General features: G+C 62.6%; 16 protein-coding genes and 1 riboswitch. Of the genes, 8 read left to right on the forward strand and 8 right to left on the reverse strand.

Translation table 11 applies throughout. From position 1 onward, the window contains the following. Positions 1 to 3: 3 nt before the first annotated feature. From BACI9J_RS06495 to BACI9J_RS06505, 3 genes are all read right to left on the reverse strand, one after another. Positions 4 to 1,716 carry a DEAD/DEAH box helicase gene (locus BACI9J_RS06495; RefSeq protein ID WP_159733671.1) on the reverse strand — a complete coding sequence of 571 codons (1,713 nt, stop codon included), beginning with the start codon at positions 1,714 to 1,716 and terminating at the stop codon, positions 4 to 6. A gap of 278 nt (positions 1,717 to 1,994) precedes the next feature. Continuing rightward, the gene (locus tag BACI9J_RS06500) at positions 1,995 to 3,509 is read right to left on the reverse strand and encodes an RNB domain-containing ribonuclease (protein WP_159733672.1); all 1,515 of its coding nucleotides are present in this window, start codon (positions 3,507 to 3,509) and stop codon (positions 1,995 to 1,997) included. 118 nt (positions 3,510 to 3,627) lie between these two features. Continuing rightward, positions 3,628 to 4,587: a TM2 domain-containing protein gene (locus tag BACI9J_RS06505; RefSeq protein WP_159733673.1), complete on the reverse strand. Its 960-nt coding sequence runs from the start codon at positions 4,585 to 4,587 to the stop codon at positions 3,628 to 3,630. A gap of 156 nt (positions 4,588 to 4,743) precedes the next feature. Between BACI9J_RS06505 and BACI9J_RS06510 the strand changes: the two genes are divergently transcribed. Further along, complete coding sequence (locus BACI9J_RS06510) at positions 4,744 to 5,412, forward strand: ferritin-like fold-containing protein (protein WP_159733674.1); 669 nt, start codon at positions 4,744 to 4,746, stop codon at positions 5,410 to 5,412. Between the two features lie 61 nt (positions 5,413 to 5,473). Here BACI9J_RS06510 and thiE read toward each other — a convergent pair whose 3' ends face one another. Further along, a complete protein-coding gene (gene thiE / locus BACI9J_RS06515) occupies positions 5,474 to 6,145 on the reverse strand; it encodes a thiamine phosphate synthase (RefSeq protein ID WP_159733675.1) in 672 nt (223 codons plus the stop codon). Positions 6,146 to 6,172: 27 nt separating this feature from the next. Next, a riboswitch (TPP riboswitch) is annotated at positions 6,173 to 6,291 on the forward strand. On the opposite strand from thiE, the gene thiO reads away from it, so the two are divergent. From thiO to BACI9J_RS06535, 4 genes are all read left to right on the forward strand, one after another. Next, positions 6,284 to 7,552 carry a glycine oxidase ThiO gene (thiO, locus tag BACI9J_RS06520; protein WP_159733676.1) on the forward strand — a complete coding sequence of 423 codons (1,269 nt, stop codon included), beginning with the start codon at positions 6,284 to 6,286 and terminating at the stop codon, positions 7,550 to 7,552. Its footprint overlaps the riboswitch before it by 8 nt. Further along, a complete protein-coding gene (gene thiS, locus BACI9J_RS06525) occupies positions 7,549 to 7,785 on the forward strand; it encodes a sulfur carrier protein ThiS (RefSeq protein WP_159733677.1) in 237 nt (78 codons plus the stop codon). Before thiO ends, thiS begins: the two co-directional genes overlap by 4 nt. A gap of 3 nt (positions 7,786 to 7,788) precedes the next feature. Beyond that, entirely contained in the window at positions 7,789 to 8,589 is an 801-nt protein-coding gene (locus BACI9J_RS06530) for a thiazole synthase (RefSeq protein ID WP_159733678.1), read from the forward strand. 30 nt (positions 8,590 to 8,619) lie between these two features. After that, the gene (locus tag BACI9J_RS06535; RefSeq protein WP_159733679.1) at positions 8,620 to 8,946 is read left to right on the forward strand and encodes a 4a-hydroxytetrahydrobiopterin dehydratase; all 327 of its coding nucleotides are present in this window, start codon (positions 8,620 to 8,622) and stop codon (positions 8,944 to 8,946) included. A gap of 72 nt (positions 8,947 to 9,018) precedes the next feature. Here the strand turns inward: BACI9J_RS06535 and BACI9J_RS06540 are convergent, their stop codons facing one another. The 3 genes from BACI9J_RS06540 to BACI9J_RS06550 are packed head-to-tail and all read right to left on the reverse strand — an operon-like array spanning position 9,019 to position 10,368. Beyond that, positions 9,019 to 9,321 carry a hypothetical protein gene (locus tag BACI9J_RS06540; protein WP_159733680.1) on the reverse strand — a complete coding sequence of 101 codons (303 nt, stop codon included), beginning with the start codon at positions 9,319 to 9,321 and terminating at the stop codon, positions 9,019 to 9,021. Between the two features lie 37 nt (positions 9,322 to 9,358). Then, a complete protein-coding gene (locus tag BACI9J_RS06545; RefSeq protein WP_159733681.1) occupies positions 9,359 to 9,583 on the reverse strand; it encodes a DUF3107 domain-containing protein in 225 nt (74 codons plus the stop codon). 50 nt (positions 9,584 to 9,633) lie between these two features. Beyond that, positions 9,634 to 10,368 (reverse strand): TetR/AcrR family transcriptional regulator, encoded by a 735-nt coding sequence (locus tag BACI9J_RS06550; RefSeq protein ID WP_159733682.1) that lies wholly within the window; start codon positions 10,366 to 10,368, stop codon positions 9,634 to 9,636. Positions 10,369 to 10,374: 6 nt separating this feature from the next. Here BACI9J_RS06550 and moeB point away from each other — a divergent pair, with 6 nt between their 5' ends. Both moeB and BACI9J_RS06560 read left to right on the forward strand, forming a co-directional pair. Then, positions 10,375 to 11,577 (forward strand): molybdopterin-synthase adenylyltransferase MoeB, encoded by a 1,203-nt coding sequence (moeB, locus tag BACI9J_RS06555; protein ID WP_159733683.1) that lies wholly within the window; start codon positions 10,375 to 10,377, stop codon positions 11,575 to 11,577. A gap of 38 nt (positions 11,578 to 11,615) precedes the next feature. After that, complete coding sequence (locus BACI9J_RS06560) at positions 11,616 to 12,605, forward strand: SDR family NAD(P)-dependent oxidoreductase (RefSeq protein WP_159733684.1); 990 nt, start codon at positions 11,616 to 11,618, stop codon at positions 12,603 to 12,605. Positions 12,606 to 12,613: 8 nt separating this feature from the next. On the opposite strand, the gene BACI9J_RS06565 is transcribed toward BACI9J_RS06560, so the two are convergent. Then, positions 12,614 to 13,936: a glutamyl-tRNA reductase gene (locus tag BACI9J_RS06565; RefSeq protein ID WP_159733685.1), complete on the reverse strand. Its 1,323-nt coding sequence runs from the start codon at positions 13,934 to 13,936 to the stop codon at positions 12,614 to 12,616. 158 nt (positions 13,937 to 14,094) lie between these two features. Here BACI9J_RS06565 and hemE point away from each other — a divergent pair, with 158 nt between their 5' ends. Further along, entirely contained in the window at positions 14,095 to 15,207 is a 1,113-nt protein-coding gene (hemE, locus tag BACI9J_RS06570; protein ID WP_159733686.1) for a uroporphyrinogen decarboxylase, read from the forward strand.

Genomic DNA, 15,207 nt, shown 5'->3' on the forward strand with positions numbered 1-15,207 from the left:
TTTTTAGGCCTCGGTGCTGCCGGACTGGGCAGCTGCGGTCTCACCGGAAACCACTTCGCCGTTGCGGCGACGTGTGCGGGTCCGACGTGTGCGGGCCGGCTTCTCTGCAGTGTCGGCGCTGGCAGTGCGGGTCTCCGCTGCGGCGGCAGCGGGTGCTGCCTCGCCCTCGGAAGTACGACGGCGGCGCGTACGGTTGCGGCCACCCTCGCCCTTGGATTCACTGGACTCGGTGTCACCGGACCTGGTGGAGCGGCCACGGCCGGCGTCCCGACCGCCGTCGCGCTTGTTCTCACGTCCGGCATCGCGGCCTGAGCCGCCGGAGCGTGCGTTCTTCTTGCCGGTCTCACCCAGATCTTCAAGGACCTCGGCGTCTACGCCTGCCAGGACGCGCTTGTTGCGCGGCAGGCGGCCCTTGGTGCCCTCGGGGATGTCCAGATCCGAGTACAGGTGCGGAGAGGAGGAGTACGTTTCTACAGGCTCGGGAACGCTGAGTCCCAGAGCCTTGTTGATCAGGCCCCAGCGAGGCATGTCGTCCCAGTCAACGAACGTGACGGCAGTGCCCTTGTTGCCGGCGCGGCCGGTACGGCCGACACGGTGCAGGTAGATTTTTTCGTCTTCCACGCACTGGTAGTTGATGACGTGGGTGACGTCATCGACGTCGATGCCGCGGGCTGCGACGTCGGTAGCCACCAGGACGTCCACCTTGTTGTTGCGGAAGGCGCGGAGGGCTTGCTCGCGGGCGCCCTGGCCGAGGTCGCCGTGAATGGCTGCGGCAGCGAAGCCGCGGTCAACCAGTTCCTCGGCAACCTTTGCAGCGGTGCGCTTGGTCTTGGTGAAGATGATGGTGCGGCCACGTCCGCGTGCCTGCAGGATGCGGGCAACAACCTCGGTCTTGTCCATGCTGTGCGCACGGTAGATGAGCTGGCGGATGTCGCGCTTGGTGAGGCCCTCATCATTCGGGTCAGCTGCCCGGATATGGGTGGGCTGCGTCATGTAGCGGCGCGCCATTGCGATGACCGGGCCGGGCATGGTTGCCGAGAAGAGGAGCGTCTGCCGAACGGCGGGGGTGCCGGCAATCAGGGTCTCGACGTCGGGCAGGAAGCCGAGGTCCAGCATTTCGTCGGCTTCGTCAAGGATGACCATCTTGACGTTCTTGAGGCTCAGGTGCTTTTGCTTGTAGAGATCGATGAGCCGGCCAGGGGTGCCCACCACGATCTCGACGCCCTTCTGCAGGGCATCAATCTGGGGTTCATAGGCGCGACCGCCATAGATTGTGGCGATGCGCGCATTGCGCTTGCGTGAAGCGGCTTGGAGGTCGTTGGCAACCTGCACGGCAAGCTCACGCGTGGGAACGATCACCAAGGCTTGCGGTGCGCCCGGGACGGCGAGCTTCGCATACCCTGGATCATCCCGACCGGCCACACGCTGCAGGGCGGGTATGCCAAAGCCCAGCGTCTTGCCGGTACCTGTTTTCGCCTGGCCAATGATGTCGTGGCCGCTCAAGGCCACGGGCAGGGTCATGGCCTGGATGGGGAAGGGATGCGTGATTCCGGCGTCGGCCAGGGACTCAACGATGTCCGCGCGGACGTTGAAGTCAGCGAATGACTTCTCTTCGATCTCGTGGGGCGTCTCATCCGAGATGATCGTTTCCTCGGGTTCGATGGATTCTGTTCCGGTGGAGTCCGTCAGGACTTCGTGGGTATGCAATTCACTCACAGGGAGTTTCCTTATTCATTTGGGCATTGGCGCTGCATGCTCAACGGCGGCGGCGGAGCCGTACCGGAGCACGAACGGGCGCGCAAGCAAGTCCAGTGGAAGCCGATCGCGGGCTATCTAAGTACTGGCACTGGTGACCAGTTGGTACATCTCAAGATCGCGTAGGGGCGGGCTTGTTGAGTTCAAAAATTAACTGAATCAACGACCGGGCATCCATTACTACATGCCCAGTCTATCCTCTGGGGGCCCGAAAGCCCGGATCGCCGCATGAATGCCCGTCAGGGCAGTAGCTCGAACCTGATCTCCCGGCTGGCGATATCGGCCTTCAGCAGCCGAACCCGCACGTTGGTTCCGGACTCCATTTCTCCGTCACACCGGGCTGTGACGGCAGGGTCTGCTATCTGGATGACGCCATAGGGCCCGTTGCCGTTGCCGTTCCCGTTCCCGTTCCCGTTTCCGTTGCCATTTCCATTGGAAGCTCTGGCGCCGGCTCCGTTGGAGGGCTTGGACCCGGAAATGACAACAGCGTCAAATTCCTGGCCGATGTGGTTGGCCAGCAGGGCTGCTTCCACAGTGTCCAGGGCCGCGCGCTCAAGGCGGCCGGCCACCTGGTCCGAGGAGGCCATGATCTCCGGCAACGATGGAAGGGCTTCACGCGCCCACTGAGGGATTTCCCGGTTGTTGCTGAGCGATTCGCAGATCACCAGGACAAAGCGATCGATAAGGCGCCGCAACGGCGCGGTGGTGTGTGCATAGGGTGCCCCGATGGCTGCCTGAATCACCTCTGGAGGCACCTCACCGTCAAAGGGGGTGTAACCGGCTCCCCGGAACAACGTGCCGGCGGAATGCAGGATGGCCAGTTGCTTGGGATCGGACGCGTCCAAGGTCCTCAGGTACTCGCCGTAGCTGACCTGGCCGTCCCAAGGTTTGCCGAGTGCAGAGGTCTGGCGCTTGAAATGGAGCAGCGACCGGTCGTCCGGTGCGGGCATGGTGCGCAGGACGCCCACTTTTCCGTCGAGCATCATCTGGGCGGCAGCCATACCGGTCATCAAGGAGATCTGTGCGTTCCAGTCCTCAACGGGGAGGGACGGGGCAGCAGCGATCCGGTACCCGCCGCCGTCGGTGGCTTGGACAATTTCCTGTTCCGGCAGGTTCAGGCTTGCGCCGCCGCGCAGCCGTTCCAGTTCGACGCGCTTAAGTCCCACTTCCTTGAGGAGCTGAAGGACGGGCGGGGCTGTATGGTCATCGATCTGCTGTTGAGCGCCCTTGTAACTCAGCTTGGCGCGGCTGCGGACGGCCGCGCGCGCAACAGTGACGGCCTGAACTTCGGCCCGGGCATCCAACTCAAAGTCCCAGACGAAAGCACTGCAATCCTGATCGGCCAGGAGACTGCCGGCGTTCTCGCTGATGATCTCCGGATGCAACGGGATCCGGCCGTCAGGTGCGTAGAAGGTCTGTCCGCGCTGTCGCGTTTCGGTGTCCAGGGCGCCACCGGGCGTTACGAAGGAGGGAACATCGGCGATTGCGTAGAAGACCTTATAGCCTTGGCCGGCGCGCTCGATGAACAGGGCCTGGTCCAAATCAGTGGACGTGGCCGGGTCAATGGTCACAAACGGTATGTCCCGCAGGTCCTGAGCCGGCAACTCAAGGTTTTCCACTGCTTGACGTGCTTCTGCCACTGCTTCCACCGGGTATTCACCCGGGAGTTCCAGCTCTGTCCTCAGGGCGGCAAGGGCCGCGGCGAGCTGATCCGACGAGTCGTCGACGTTGGGCGCAATCCGATGATGTGACACGAAAATCAGGTTAGCCCGAAATGCGTCGATAGTCTTGGATGCCCTCGCAGAAGAACCCGCCGTCCCGAACAGGGAGCGGCGGGTTCTTGCCCGTAATCAGTGTGTGCTGCCGGATGGGTTACTGACCCGCCGGGGGTGTCAGGGTGAAGGTTGCGGCTTCCTCGCCGTAGACGTCAGTGATAACCACGGTGGTGGGGCCGTTCTTGATATCAAACGCGATCACTCCCTGCTGTACCTCTCCTGCGGCAACGTTCCCCATGGGAAGGCTGCCCAAGCCTTCCTCAAGGAACAGGGGTTCTCCCTGCTTGCCGTCAGCATCGTAGGCTTCGAAGTTTGTTGACGCAGTGAAACTGGTCCCGGTCACTGTCTCCCAGGACACTTCCAGTACCAGGAAACCTCCGTTGGCAGGTTTCATGTAGGACATGGAGGGGATCTCCCGGGTGTAAAGGGAATCGACCACACCCACCTTTACCGTGGTGCTTTCATCAACGTTCACCGTGAAGGAATTCGCTTCGCTGGCAGTACCCGATGACGGCAACAACGGCCCCTGGCTTGCCGAGGGGAGCGGCGCTATAGGCGTTGTTGCTCCCTGCTGGACTGCAGCAGCTACAAGAGTGAATGACAATACCGCGGAGACGATTCCTGCAATCAGGCCAGCGAACCAGACGACGATGGTGATGATCCATGCCTTCTTCTTGTTCTCCGGGTAACCTGCCAGCGGCCGGCCAAGCTTGTCCCGGGCGTTGCCAGTCAGTGTGATGATGAGGTCCACAATGGACCAGATGCCGAAGCCACCGGCAGTGAGCAGCTTCGCGATTCCGGTCCCGATCTTGCCCAGGTAGAAACGATCCACACCCAAGCCGCCCAGGAGAAGGGCCAGAATCCACGTGGTCATGAACGACTTCGCCGGGAGTGCACCGCCCGGTGTTCCATAGGGGCTGGTCTCGGGTCCGGCCTGGTAGCCCGGTTGTGCACCGTTTTGGAACTGGCCGCCATAGGCGTAGGGCGCTGTGGGAACCGGTGGAATCCCTGATCCGTCCTCGTTTTGGGGCGCGGGAGGGTAACTTGGGTGACTCATGGAAGATCCTTCAGTGAAGTGGGTGCGAGGAGGAGGACTTACGGCATGCAGGGCATGAGGACAGTCGACTCACTTCGAGCCAGCCTAGTGGGAATGGCGCTGGAAGCGGGAACCCAAACCCGGAACCTTACGGCCGGCCGGGGATAGGCTGGCTCCATGGGCATTTCCCCGGACGCCGCAGCCTCCGCCGGGCAACTCTCCGCGGAGTTGCTTGGTGCCATGGCTTATGGGGAACTGTCCGCCTTCGGGCGGCTCTCCCTGGATTCCCGGTATGCACCCACACTGCATGACAGGTCAGTGCTGGCCAAGATCGCGGTGGGAGCCTACGGGAACTTCGCCCTCCTCAGCGACCGACTGTCCGAGATGGGTGTAGACCCCGAGCATGCCATGCTGCCGTTCCAGCGTTCCTTCGATCACTTTCATGAGCGCACCAATCCGGGGGACTGGTTCGAGTCGGTCATGAAGGCCTATGTCATAGACACCGTGTCATCGGACTTCTACAGGGCCGTCTCGATGTTCCTCGACCCAACAACGCAACGTTTTGTAAAACGCGTGGCTTCCCCGGACCAAGCCACTGAGGTCCTCCGCGTCCTGCTCAGGAGGGCCCTGGCCGATGACCCGCGCCTGGCCTCGCGCCTTGCCCTGTGGGGACGTCGTTTGGTGGGTGAGGCCTTGACCCAGGCGCAGCGGGTAGGCATGGAGCACCCCCTGCTGGGTCCGGTGCTGAAAAGCGGCGGGGACGCGCGTGCCGAGGTGAGGTCGCTGACGAGCGAATTGGCCAGGAAGCATGCCCTCCGGATGACGGGCCTTGGCCTCACCGCATAGGACTCTGACGTCGTGGGAGGCTGACCTCGCGCCTCCGGACTGCCCTCAAGCGGGCGGCGGGTCAGACAGTGTCCAGCGCCTGCAGCAGCGACTTTGCTGCCGCCGTCGGGTCCGTTGCCTCGGTGATGGCGCGGACCACAACAATCCTGCTCGCCCCCGCGGCCACTACCTGCTCAACGTTGCTGTGGTCGATGCCGCCAATGGCGAACCAGGGAAGTGTCACCTCGCCGCGTGAACGCTTCAGCGCTTCTGCGGCATATGTGACCAGCTCCGTCCCAACAGCCGCGCGGCCGGGTTTGGTGGGTGTCGCCCAGACCGGACCCACGCAGAAATAGTCCAATCCCAAAGGGCCCTGGGCGGTGGCAACTGCTGCGTCAATTTGTTCGGGTGTGTGGGTGGAGAGACCAATGGCGGTGACGTTCGGCAAGAGGGTCCGGGCGGCGGTCAGTGGGAGGTCTTTTTGCCCGATGTGGAACACGGGAGCCCCGGAAATACTGGCAACATCGGCCCTGTCATTGACGGCCCACAGGCGCCCGTGCCGTTGCGCGACGCTCCGCAGGACGGCCAACATTTCCAGTTCCTCTGCAGCTTCCAGAGTCTTGTCCCGGAGTTGGATGATGTCCACGCCGCCCTCGAAAGCGGCATCCACAAAGTCTTCAAAATCGCCCTGCCGTTTACGGGCGTCGGTGCACAGGTAGAGGCGGGCAGAGGCGAGAGCGTCAGGCTGGGTCATGGAAACCAGAGTAGTTCCTCTAAACTGGGCACGTACTGCGGGAGCCGCGACGATCGTCATATGACTGTCCGGCTGAGAGGGCTTCAGAGCCGACCGCTTGACCTGATCCGGCTAGTACCGGCGTAGGGAAGGAAACGAATGGCAGATTCCCGCCATACCCACCTCATGGCAGACGTGGCCGTCATCGGCGCCGGCGTCATAGGACTTGGCATCGCTCACGAAGCCAGGCGACAGGGCCGGTCAGTGGTGCTGATCGATCCCCACCCGGCTTCGGGCGCAACATTTGCAGCTGCCGGAATGCTTGCACCCGTCAGCGAGCTGCATTACCAGGAGGAAGACCTCTTGGAACTGATGCTTGAATCTTCCCGGCTCTGGCCCTCCTTCGTGAATGGACTGCACCGCGAGGGAAGGGACAGCGGATACCGCACGACGCCGACACTCGCCGTGGGCGCGGATGCCGCCGATCGCAGGGCGCTCGCAGACCTGAGATCAGTGCAGCTTGCGGCCGGCCTGGGCGTTGAACCGCTGGCCCTCCGGGACGCGAGGCAGCGCGAGCCGCTGCTCAGTCCGCAGATTTCCTGCGCTTTCCACATCCCCGCAGACCATCACGTGGATCCGCGGAAGCTGGCGGCATGCCTCTTGGCGGAATTGACATCCCATGCGCCGGACGAGCAATCCTGGGTGCAAGGAGCCCACGAGGGATACGCCGAGGCTTCGCCGGCACGCCGCCTGCTGTGGGACGGCGGGCGCGTCACTGGTGTTCAGCTGGAGTCCGGCGGCGTCGTCCACGCCCAGGAGACGGTGGTGGCCAACGGACTGGGAGCGCCTCAACTGTCCGGGCTTCCTGAAGATCTGAACCTTCCGGTGAGGCCGGTTTACGGCGATATCCTCCGGCTCAGCGTCCCCGGGCACCTACGCCCACTGATCTCCTCCACGGTCCGCGGGATGGTTCACGGGGTGCCCGTCTACATCGTTCCCCGGGACGACGGCACGGTGGTGATAGGAGCGACCCAGCGCGAGGACGGATTGTCGGCGTCTTCCAACGCAGTTTCCGCCGGCGGTGTGTACCAACTGCTCAGGGACGCCCAACAACTGGTACCCGCAGTGGCCGAGCTGGAACTCCTGGAAGCAACCGCCCGCGCCCGCCCCGGAACGCCGGACAACGCGCCGCTCCTTGGCCGGGTGTCCGGTCCTGCAGGCGACGTTGACGGCTTGGTCATTGCCACAGGCTTCTTCCGCCACGGAGTCCTCCTGACCCCTGTGGCGGCAAAGATCGTGGGAGAACTCATGAACGGTTCCGCCGACCCGAGATGGGCGCCCTTCCGTCCCGACCGTTTTACAAGCAGCGCTTCCCTCCCCGCCGTACTCACACCAGCAGCACAAACCCCCACCAAGGAATCCGCATGAACATCAAACTCAACGGAACCGATCACGCAGTCTCCGATGACGCATCCGTCAGCAGCCTCGTCACCGCCATCACCGGTCGTGCTCTTGACTCCCGCGGTCAAGCGGCCGACGGCGGCAAGCTGGGAGTCGCCGTCGCCCGTAATTCCGAGGTGGTGCCGCGCAGCCAATGGGCCGCCACAGCGCTCGCCGACGGAGATGAACTCGAACTCGTAACAGCAGTCCAAGGAGGCTGAAACATGACAACAGCAAACGTTGACGTCCGTACCACTGACGCGCTGGTGATCGATGGCGTCGAATTCGGGTCCCGACTCATTATGGGTACCGGCGGCGCCCCGAGCCTGGATGGCTTGGGTGCTGCGCTTCTTGCTTCCGGCACGGAGCTCACCACGGTGGCAATGCGCCGTTACTCGCCGGCCGAAACAGGCTCATTGTTCCAACTCCTGGTGGACCACAACATCCGTGTGCTGCCCAACACTGCGGGTTGCTTTACGGCCAAAGATGCCGTGATGACCGCGGAACTGGCCCGGGAAGCATTGGAGACCGATTGGGTGAAGTTGGAAGTTATTGCCGACGAACACACACTCCTTCCTGATGCGGTGGAATTGGTGGATGCCACCGAACAACTGGTCAACCGCGGCTTCAAGGTGTTCGCCTACACCAATGACGATCCCGTCCTGGCGCTCAGGCTCGAAAACCTGGGCGCCACCGCCGTGATGCCGTTGGGATCTCCCATCGGGACCGGGCTGGGCATCCTGAACCCGCACAATATTGAGTTGATCGTGTCCCGGGCCTCTGTGCCCGTGGTTCTCGACGCCGGGATCGGGACAGCGTCCGATGCCGCACTCGCCATGGAATTGGGCTGCGACGCCGTGCTGCTTGCCACCGCTGTAACCCGCGCGCAGAACCCGGTTCAGATGGGGGAGGCCTTCAAACACGCGGTGATCGCCGGTAGGCTGGCCAGACAGGCGGGCCGGATTCCACGGCGGGAGCACGCGCTGGCGTCCTCCGCGATGGAAGGCCGGGCAGAGTTCCTTTAGCGGTGACTTCCGCACAATGGAGGAGCAGCCATGTCAGAGCAGTTAACTGCAGAAGCCATCAATGCCGCCCTCGCAGACCTTCCGGACTGGAAGTACTTGGAAGGCCTGGTCACGGTCTATAAAACCTCGACGGCGGCCGACGCCTTGGCGCTCATCGCCGCGATCGGTCGGATTGCCGAGGAACAAAACCACCATCCTGATCTGGAATGGCGGTACAACAGGGTGTTCCTCCGCTACGTGTCCCACGATGCCGGCGGACAGGTAACTCAACGTGACCTCGCCGCGGCCAAAGCAGTGAGCGAAACAACTGCCGGAAAAGGCGCCACCGCGCAGCCGGAGCGGTATCCGGCGTCGTAAAGCGGTTAAGCAACAGTGACCGTCACCCATGGGTGACGGTCACTGTTGCAGTGCGGTATGGCTGTTTTAACCCTAGAGCCGCAGCGCCTTGGTCAGCGCCGCAGTATCGTGCTTGGTGCGCGTCCGGCCCAGGAACACTACTACACCGGCGGCAACAGCGGTTCCCAGGACAATGGGCAAGACCCACGGGATCCAGGTCGCGCCAGGCTGGTAACCCAGTCCGGCGCTGATGAAAAGGATCCAACTCAGGGTGCCCACGGCTGCTGAGACACCGGCCGGCAAAGCGATCCCGTATTTACCGTGCCGCTTGTCGTTGGCCCACACGATGAACCCGGTGGCAACGGTGGCCAGAACCACCACGACGAGAGAAAGCATGAAAACTCCTTAGCGGACGACGATAAGTGGGAAAGCCCTAGAGGGCGCCGAAGCCTACGCGGCGAACTTCCTCGGCGCCGATCTCCACGTAGCCCAACACGTTGCCGGGAACGATGATCTGGCGGCCCTTCTCATCAGTGAGGCGAAGCTCGGAGCCATTGGTGACGGCCTCGGCCACAATCTTGGCTACGGCGTCAGCATCCAAGGAGGATTCGAGCACGATCTCACGGCCAACGTTCTGAATGCCGATCTTTACTTCCACAGCAAGGCCTCCAAGCCAATCAAGTTGTAAGTCAGTCCTCTATTTGTAGCCTAGGACTCTTTGGGGAATCGACTGATTCCGCGCCAAGCTAAACGATAGATCAGATCACTGGCCACATCGAGGTCCAGGTTTCCATCGGTCTCAAGCCAATATCTGGCGCTGACCTGCGCCATCCCGGCCAAACCACGCCCAAGAAGCTGCGCCTCAAGAGGGGGCAGCTTGGTGTCCTCGGCAATGACATGAGCCACCGCATCCGCGAACGTTTTGTTGAAAGTCTCCAAACGCGAGCTGACATCGGGATCGTTGATCAGGTCCGACTCGAACACCAGGCGATGGGCTTGGTCGTCGTCGGCAATGAACCTGTAATAGGCGCGCATGACTGCCTTCACGCGTTCCTTGTTGTCCGTGGTGGAGTTCAAGGCGTTGAGCATTAGCTGCGTCAGTGTTGCCAGGTGGCTGTCCAGCAGGGCCATATAGAGCTCACGCTTGGACGGGAAGTGCTGGTACAGCACTGGTTTGCTCACATGTGCGGCTTCGGCGATCTCGTCCATGGCCGCCCCGTGGAAGCCGTTGGAGACGAAAACTTCCAATGCCGCGTTCAACAACTGTGCCCGGCGCTCGTCGCGTGGCAACCTTGGTGAACGCGTTGTGCCTGCCCGTTCCTGCTTGGCCGGTGCCTCACCGTTTGCCCGTGTGCCGTCAGCCACAGTCTGCCGCCTTTCCTTTGCAGTTATGACTACTCTACCGGGGGGTAATATGACCGGGCGGCATATGCAGGCATACATTGGGGTATGGCCTCAATTGTTGCTGCCCACACTGCTGCGTCCGCTGTCCTTCCGCCCCTCGTTGAACCGGCCGCCGGACTCACGCCGGCCGAGGTGGAGCGGTACTCCCGGCATCTCATCATTCCCGAAATTGGCTCCTTGGGCCAACGCAGGCTTAAGAATGCCAAAGTCCTCGTCATAGGCGCCGGTGGCCTGGGTTCCCCGGCGTTGCTGTATTTGGCTGCGGCAGGAGTGGGCACGTTGGGCATTGTGGATGATGACACGGTGGACCTCAGTAATCTTCAGCGGCAGGTCATCCACGGTGTGAAGGACGTGGGTACGCCCAAGATCGAATCCGCGCGAAAAGCCATCGCTGAGCTCAACCCCTTGGTCAATGTTGTCCTGCATGACCTCCGGCTCGACTCCTCAAACGCGCTGGAGTTGTTTGCGCAGTATGACCTCATCCTGGACGGCGCAGACAACTTCGCCACGCGGTATCTCGTAAACGACGCCGCAGCCATCCTCGGGAAGCCCTACGTTTGGGGATCCATCTTCCGTTTTGACGGCCAAGTGAGCGTCTTCTGGGCCGAACACGGGCCCACGTACAGGGACCTTTACCCCGAAGCGCCTCCCGCCGGCTCTGTCCCCTCCTGTGGCGAGGGCGGAGTCTTCGGCATGCTGTGCGCAGCGGTTGGCTCGCTCATGGTTACTGAGGCCGTGAAGCTGATCACCGGCGTCGGGCGTTCTTTGCTGGGCCGGGTGGCACTTTTTGATGCTTTGGGCGGAAGCTGGCGCGAGATCAAGGTCTCCAAAGATCCGGAAGCCGAACCCATCACGGAACTGACAGACTATGAGGCCTTCTGCGGCGTGACGCCGCCGCTTGCCACCGACCAGGATCACACGGTGACCGCCAAGGACCTCGCCGCAATGTTGGCTGAAAGGGAAATGGGGGAGCGGGACTTCGAGCTCGTGGATGTCCGGGAGTCCGGCGAGCACAGCATTGTGAGCATCGAGGGCTCGGTCCTCATTCCGCAGGGCCGCATTCTCTCCGGCGAAGCTTGGGTTGAGCTGCCGCAGAACAAGGACATTGTTTTCCACTGCAAGGCAGGGACACGCTCGGCAGCGGTCCTCGAGGCGGCACAAAAGGCCGGCTACACGCGGGTCAGCCATCTCGACGGCGGTATTCTCGCCTGGGTTCGCGACGTTGAGCCGGAGAAGCCCGTCTACTGATCATTGCCCGTTCCGGCGTTTATCTGCGAAGCTCAACCATGAGCGAAGACTGGAAAGAGACCCCGCAACAGCCCATCGACTCCGGATTCGGGCACGGTTCCACGGCCCGGGAGGTCATCGACGGCATTGACCTGACCGGCAAAAGTGCGATCGTCACCGGCGGATATTCCGGGCTTGGCCTGGAGACTGTGCGCGCCCTTGTCTCAGCGGGTGCGGAGGTCACAGTACCGGCGCGCCGGCTCCAACACGCCAAGGAAGTGCTGGACGCCGCAGGGCTCGGCGAGGCCGTCTCAGTGGATGAGATGGACCTCGCAGACCAGGACAGCGTTAAAGCATTCGCCCAGCGATACCTGGCCGGCCACGATTCGTTGGACATCCTCATCAACAATGCCGCCATCATGGCGAGCCCGGAACAACGGGTTGGCCCGGGATGGGAAGCCCAGTTCGCCACCAACCACTTGGGGCACTACACGTTGGTGAATGCATTGTGGCCGGCATTGGCTGCTGCTGCTGACGCCCGGGTTGTTTCGCTGTCCTCCACCGGGCACAAACTCTCTCCTATTCGTTTCGATGACCTCAATTTCTCCAGCGGCTACGAGAAATGGCGCGCCTATGGTCAGGCCAAGACGGCCAATTCACTTTTTGCCGTGGAGCTGGATCGGCTGGGCAGAGGCTCCGGAGTTCGGGCGTTCGCAGTGCATCCAGGCGGCATCATGACTGAACTGCAACGGCATCTGCCCAAGGAAGAGATGGTTGCCGCAGGGTGGATGGATGCCGAGGGCACCGTGCGGGAAGGGTTCAAGACGCCGGAGCAGGGTGCAGCAACCTCAGTATGGGCCGCGACGTCCCCGGCATTGGCCGGCAAGGGTGGCGTCTACTGCGAAGACTGCGATATTGCGCGCCCCACGGACAAGGATTCGCCCCTCGCCCGCTATCAGGGAGTGGATGCCCACGCCGTGGACAAGGAGGCAGCAAAGAAACTATGGAACCTGTCCGCTGAACTGACTGGTATGAACGCGTTCGGGTAAGCCTGGCGTCAGGCGCTTTCGGAGCGGATTTGCTCGTGATCCACCGGGCACTCCGCTGCCGGCGCAGCGGCCTGTGGCTGCTCCACCTGGATGCCGTAGAGGGCCTCCAGAGCGGCAACATAGTCATCCTGCTGGCCGTTGGCTGCCAGTTCGCGGGCCCTTACGGTGGGGATGTGAAGGAGCTGCTTGACCATGCGGCGCAGGGCGAACTCCACCTCTTCGGCAGCGGCCGTGCAACCGTGCCGGGCGCGGACTTTTTCCATTTCCGCGTCAAGGACATTCATGGTGTGCCGGCGGAGAGCCACGATGGCAGTGTCCACCGAGCGGGCTTCACGTTCTGACTCGAAGGAGGTGGCCGCACCGTTGACAATTGCGCTTGCCTGCGAGAGTGACTCTGCCTGTTCCTGAGGCGCCGCAAGCCGGACGGATTCAAGCGTCAGGAGTTCAACGCCGTCGAGTTCGCCCACTGCGGGGTCAAAATCATGGGTGAGGGCGAGGTCGATCGCAATCAACGGTTTGCCTGAGTTTGCCCGGACCCGGGCAAGATCTGCAGCTTCCACCCGGTTGTCCGAGCCGCTGCAGCCAATCATGACGTCAGCTGCGGCAACTGCAGCGGGAAGGGAGTCGGCGTCCAGTGCTGTTCCGCCACGAGTGGCTACAAAGCCCTCGGCACGACCGGAAGACGAATAAACAGAAACGTCACTGCAGCCGCGTTCACGCAGGAGCGACATGGTAGCGCCGGCGTAGGCCCCGGTTCCGAAAACCACAACCTTCTTGGTGGACCAATCCTCGTTCTCTGCCAGGTCCGTGGCGAGGTCCAAAGCGACCGAAACGATCGAAAGCCCGCGGGAGCCGAGGGCGGTCTGCGCGCCAACATCCTTGGCGGTCTTGGAGGCGGCCTGGAAGAGGCGCACAAGGCCCGAGCTGGCGGTACCTTCCTGCTGCGCGGTGATCAGTGCCCGGCGTACCTGGCCTGCGATCTCGCGCTCACCCACCACGGCAGAATCCAGCCCGGCGCTGACAGCGAAAAGGTGCCGTGTGACATCCGGACCGGTGTTCGTGGCAAAGGAGCGGGAGACGAGTTGCTCGTTGAGGCCGCTCAGTTCGCTGATCTGTGAAACAAGGGCAGAACGGGCCGCTTCGAGGTCGGCACCGTTGGCGGTTTCGCCGTAAATTTCATAGCGGTTGCACGTAGCCAGGACCACCGCACCGGAAACCACTGAGGAGTCCGTGAGGGCTGCCGAGGCAAGCTCAGAGGAACCGTTGCTCAACTGAGCGACAGTTTCGAGGTCGATGTCGGCGTGTGTAGCCACCAATGAGAAAAGAACCACAGCACCCCAATCATAGCTTTTTCGCAGCCCGGTAGAACAATACTGCGCCGTGGTGATCCCCACGAAGGTCGGTGATCCCCGCCACAACGGCCCGGGCGGGACGCTACGTGACAGCTTGTCGTTATCTTTTGCCCCGGATTTTGGGCACAATCGAAGGCATGACTTCTAGCGCGGCAGCATCCAACAGTACGGCTTCCAACGCACCGGCGGGAACCCTTGGCGCCAACCACCCGCTGAAAGACGGCCGTACCTCGGACTCGCCGTTGATCACGGCCTATCGCGGTGGAACACCGTCCCGCAGGCCCGTCTGGTTCATGCGACAGGCCGGCCGTTCCCTGCCGGAGTACCTGAAGGTGCGCGAAGGTGTGGCCATGCTGGACTCCTGCCTCCGGCCTGAACTCGCTTCCGAGATCACCCTCCAGCCCGTTCGCCGCCACGATGTTGACGCCGCCATCTTCTTCTCGGACATTGTCATTCCGTTGAAGCTCGCCGGGGTGGGCGTGGATATCGTCCCCGGTGTGGGACCTGTTTTGGACAAGCCGGTCCGCACCGCAGCTGATGTTGCCGCACTGCCAACCCTTACGTGGGAAGCCCTCGAACCAATCCGTGAAGCGGTCCGCCTGACGGTTGCCGAACTCGGAAAGACGCCGCTGATCGGTTTCGCGGGTGCCCCGTTCACCCTTGCGGCCTACATGGTTGAAGGAAAGCCCTCGCGCGACCACCTCGGGCCGCGCACCATGATGCACGCCGATCCCGAGACCTGGACCGCCCTGGCAAACTGGGCTGCCGACACCTCCGGCATGTTCCTTCAGGCCCAACTTGAGGCAGGCGCGTCGGCCGCACAGCTCTTCGATTCCTGGGCCGGATCCCTGGGCCTGGCTGACTACACCAAGTATGTGGCGCCGGCTTCCACCCGCGCGTTGGACCATGTCCGCGGACTAGGGGCACCGCTGATCCACTTTGGAACCGGCACCTCCGAGCTTCTGGTGGCCATGCGAGACGTCGGTGTTGACGTCGTTGGCGTCGATTACCGCCTGCCCTTGGATGAGGCCAACCGCCGCCTGGGTGGCACTGTGCCACTGCAGGGCAACATCGATCCCGCCCTGCTGTCCGCTCCGTGGGAGGTCCTTGAAGCCCATGTCCGCGAGGTCATTGCCGCCGGTTCCCACGCGCCTGGTCACGTCCTGAACCTTGGCCATGGAGTTCCTCCCGAAACGGATCCCACAGTCCTGACGCGCGTGGTGGAGCTCATCCACTCCATCGCGGAGTAG

Source organism: Arthrobacter sp. 9V (assembly GCF_902506065.1).
GTDB lineage: Bacteria > Actinomycetota > Actinomycetes > Actinomycetales > Micrococcaceae > Arthrobacter.

Bases quoted from the DNA above. Each gene is read 5' to 3' on its own strand.
- BACI9J_RS06540 (WP_159733680.1), bottom strand. From the start codon at position 9,321: ATGCTTTCTCTCGTCGTGGTGGTTCTGGCCACCGTTGCCACCGGGTTC.
- moeB (WP_159733683.1), top strand. From the start codon at position 10,375: ATGGCCTCAATTGTTGCTGCCCACACTGCTGCGTCCGCTGTCCTTCCG.
- BACI9J_RS06505 (WP_159733673.1), bottom strand. From the start codon at position 4,587: ATGAGTCACCCAAGTTACCCTCCCGCGCCCCAAAACGAGGACGGATCA.
- thiE (WP_159733675.1), bottom strand. From the start codon at position 6,145: ATGACCCAGCCTGACGCTCTCGCCTCTGCCCGCCTCTACCTGTGCACC.
- BACI9J_RS06560 (WP_159733684.1), top strand. From the start codon at position 11,616: ATGAGCGAAGACTGGAAAGAGACCCCGCAACAGCCCATCGACTCCGGA.
- hemE (WP_159733686.1), top strand. From the start codon at position 14,095: ATGACTTCTAGCGCGGCAGCATCCAACAGTACGGCTTCCAACGCACCG.
- BACI9J_RS06535 (WP_159733679.1), top strand. From the start codon at position 8,620: ATGTCAGAGCAGTTAACTGCAGAAGCCATCAATGCCGCCCTCGCAGAC.
- thiS (WP_159733677.1), top strand. From the start codon at position 7,549: ATGAACATCAAACTCAACGGAACCGATCACGCAGTCTCCGATGACGCA.
- thiO (WP_159733676.1), top strand. From the start codon at position 6,284: ATGGCAGATTCCCGCCATACCCACCTCATGGCAGACGTGGCCGTCATC.
- BACI9J_RS06530 (WP_159733678.1), top strand. From the start codon at position 7,789: ATGACAACAGCAAACGTTGACGTCCGTACCACTGACGCGCTGGTGATC.
- BACI9J_RS06510 (WP_159733674.1), top strand. From the start codon at position 4,744: ATGGGCATTTCCCCGGACGCCGCAGCCTCCGCCGGGCAACTCTCCGCG.
- BACI9J_RS06550 (WP_159733682.1), bottom strand. From the start codon at position 10,368: ATGTATGCCTGCATATGCCGCCCGGTCATATTACCCCCCGGTAGAGTA.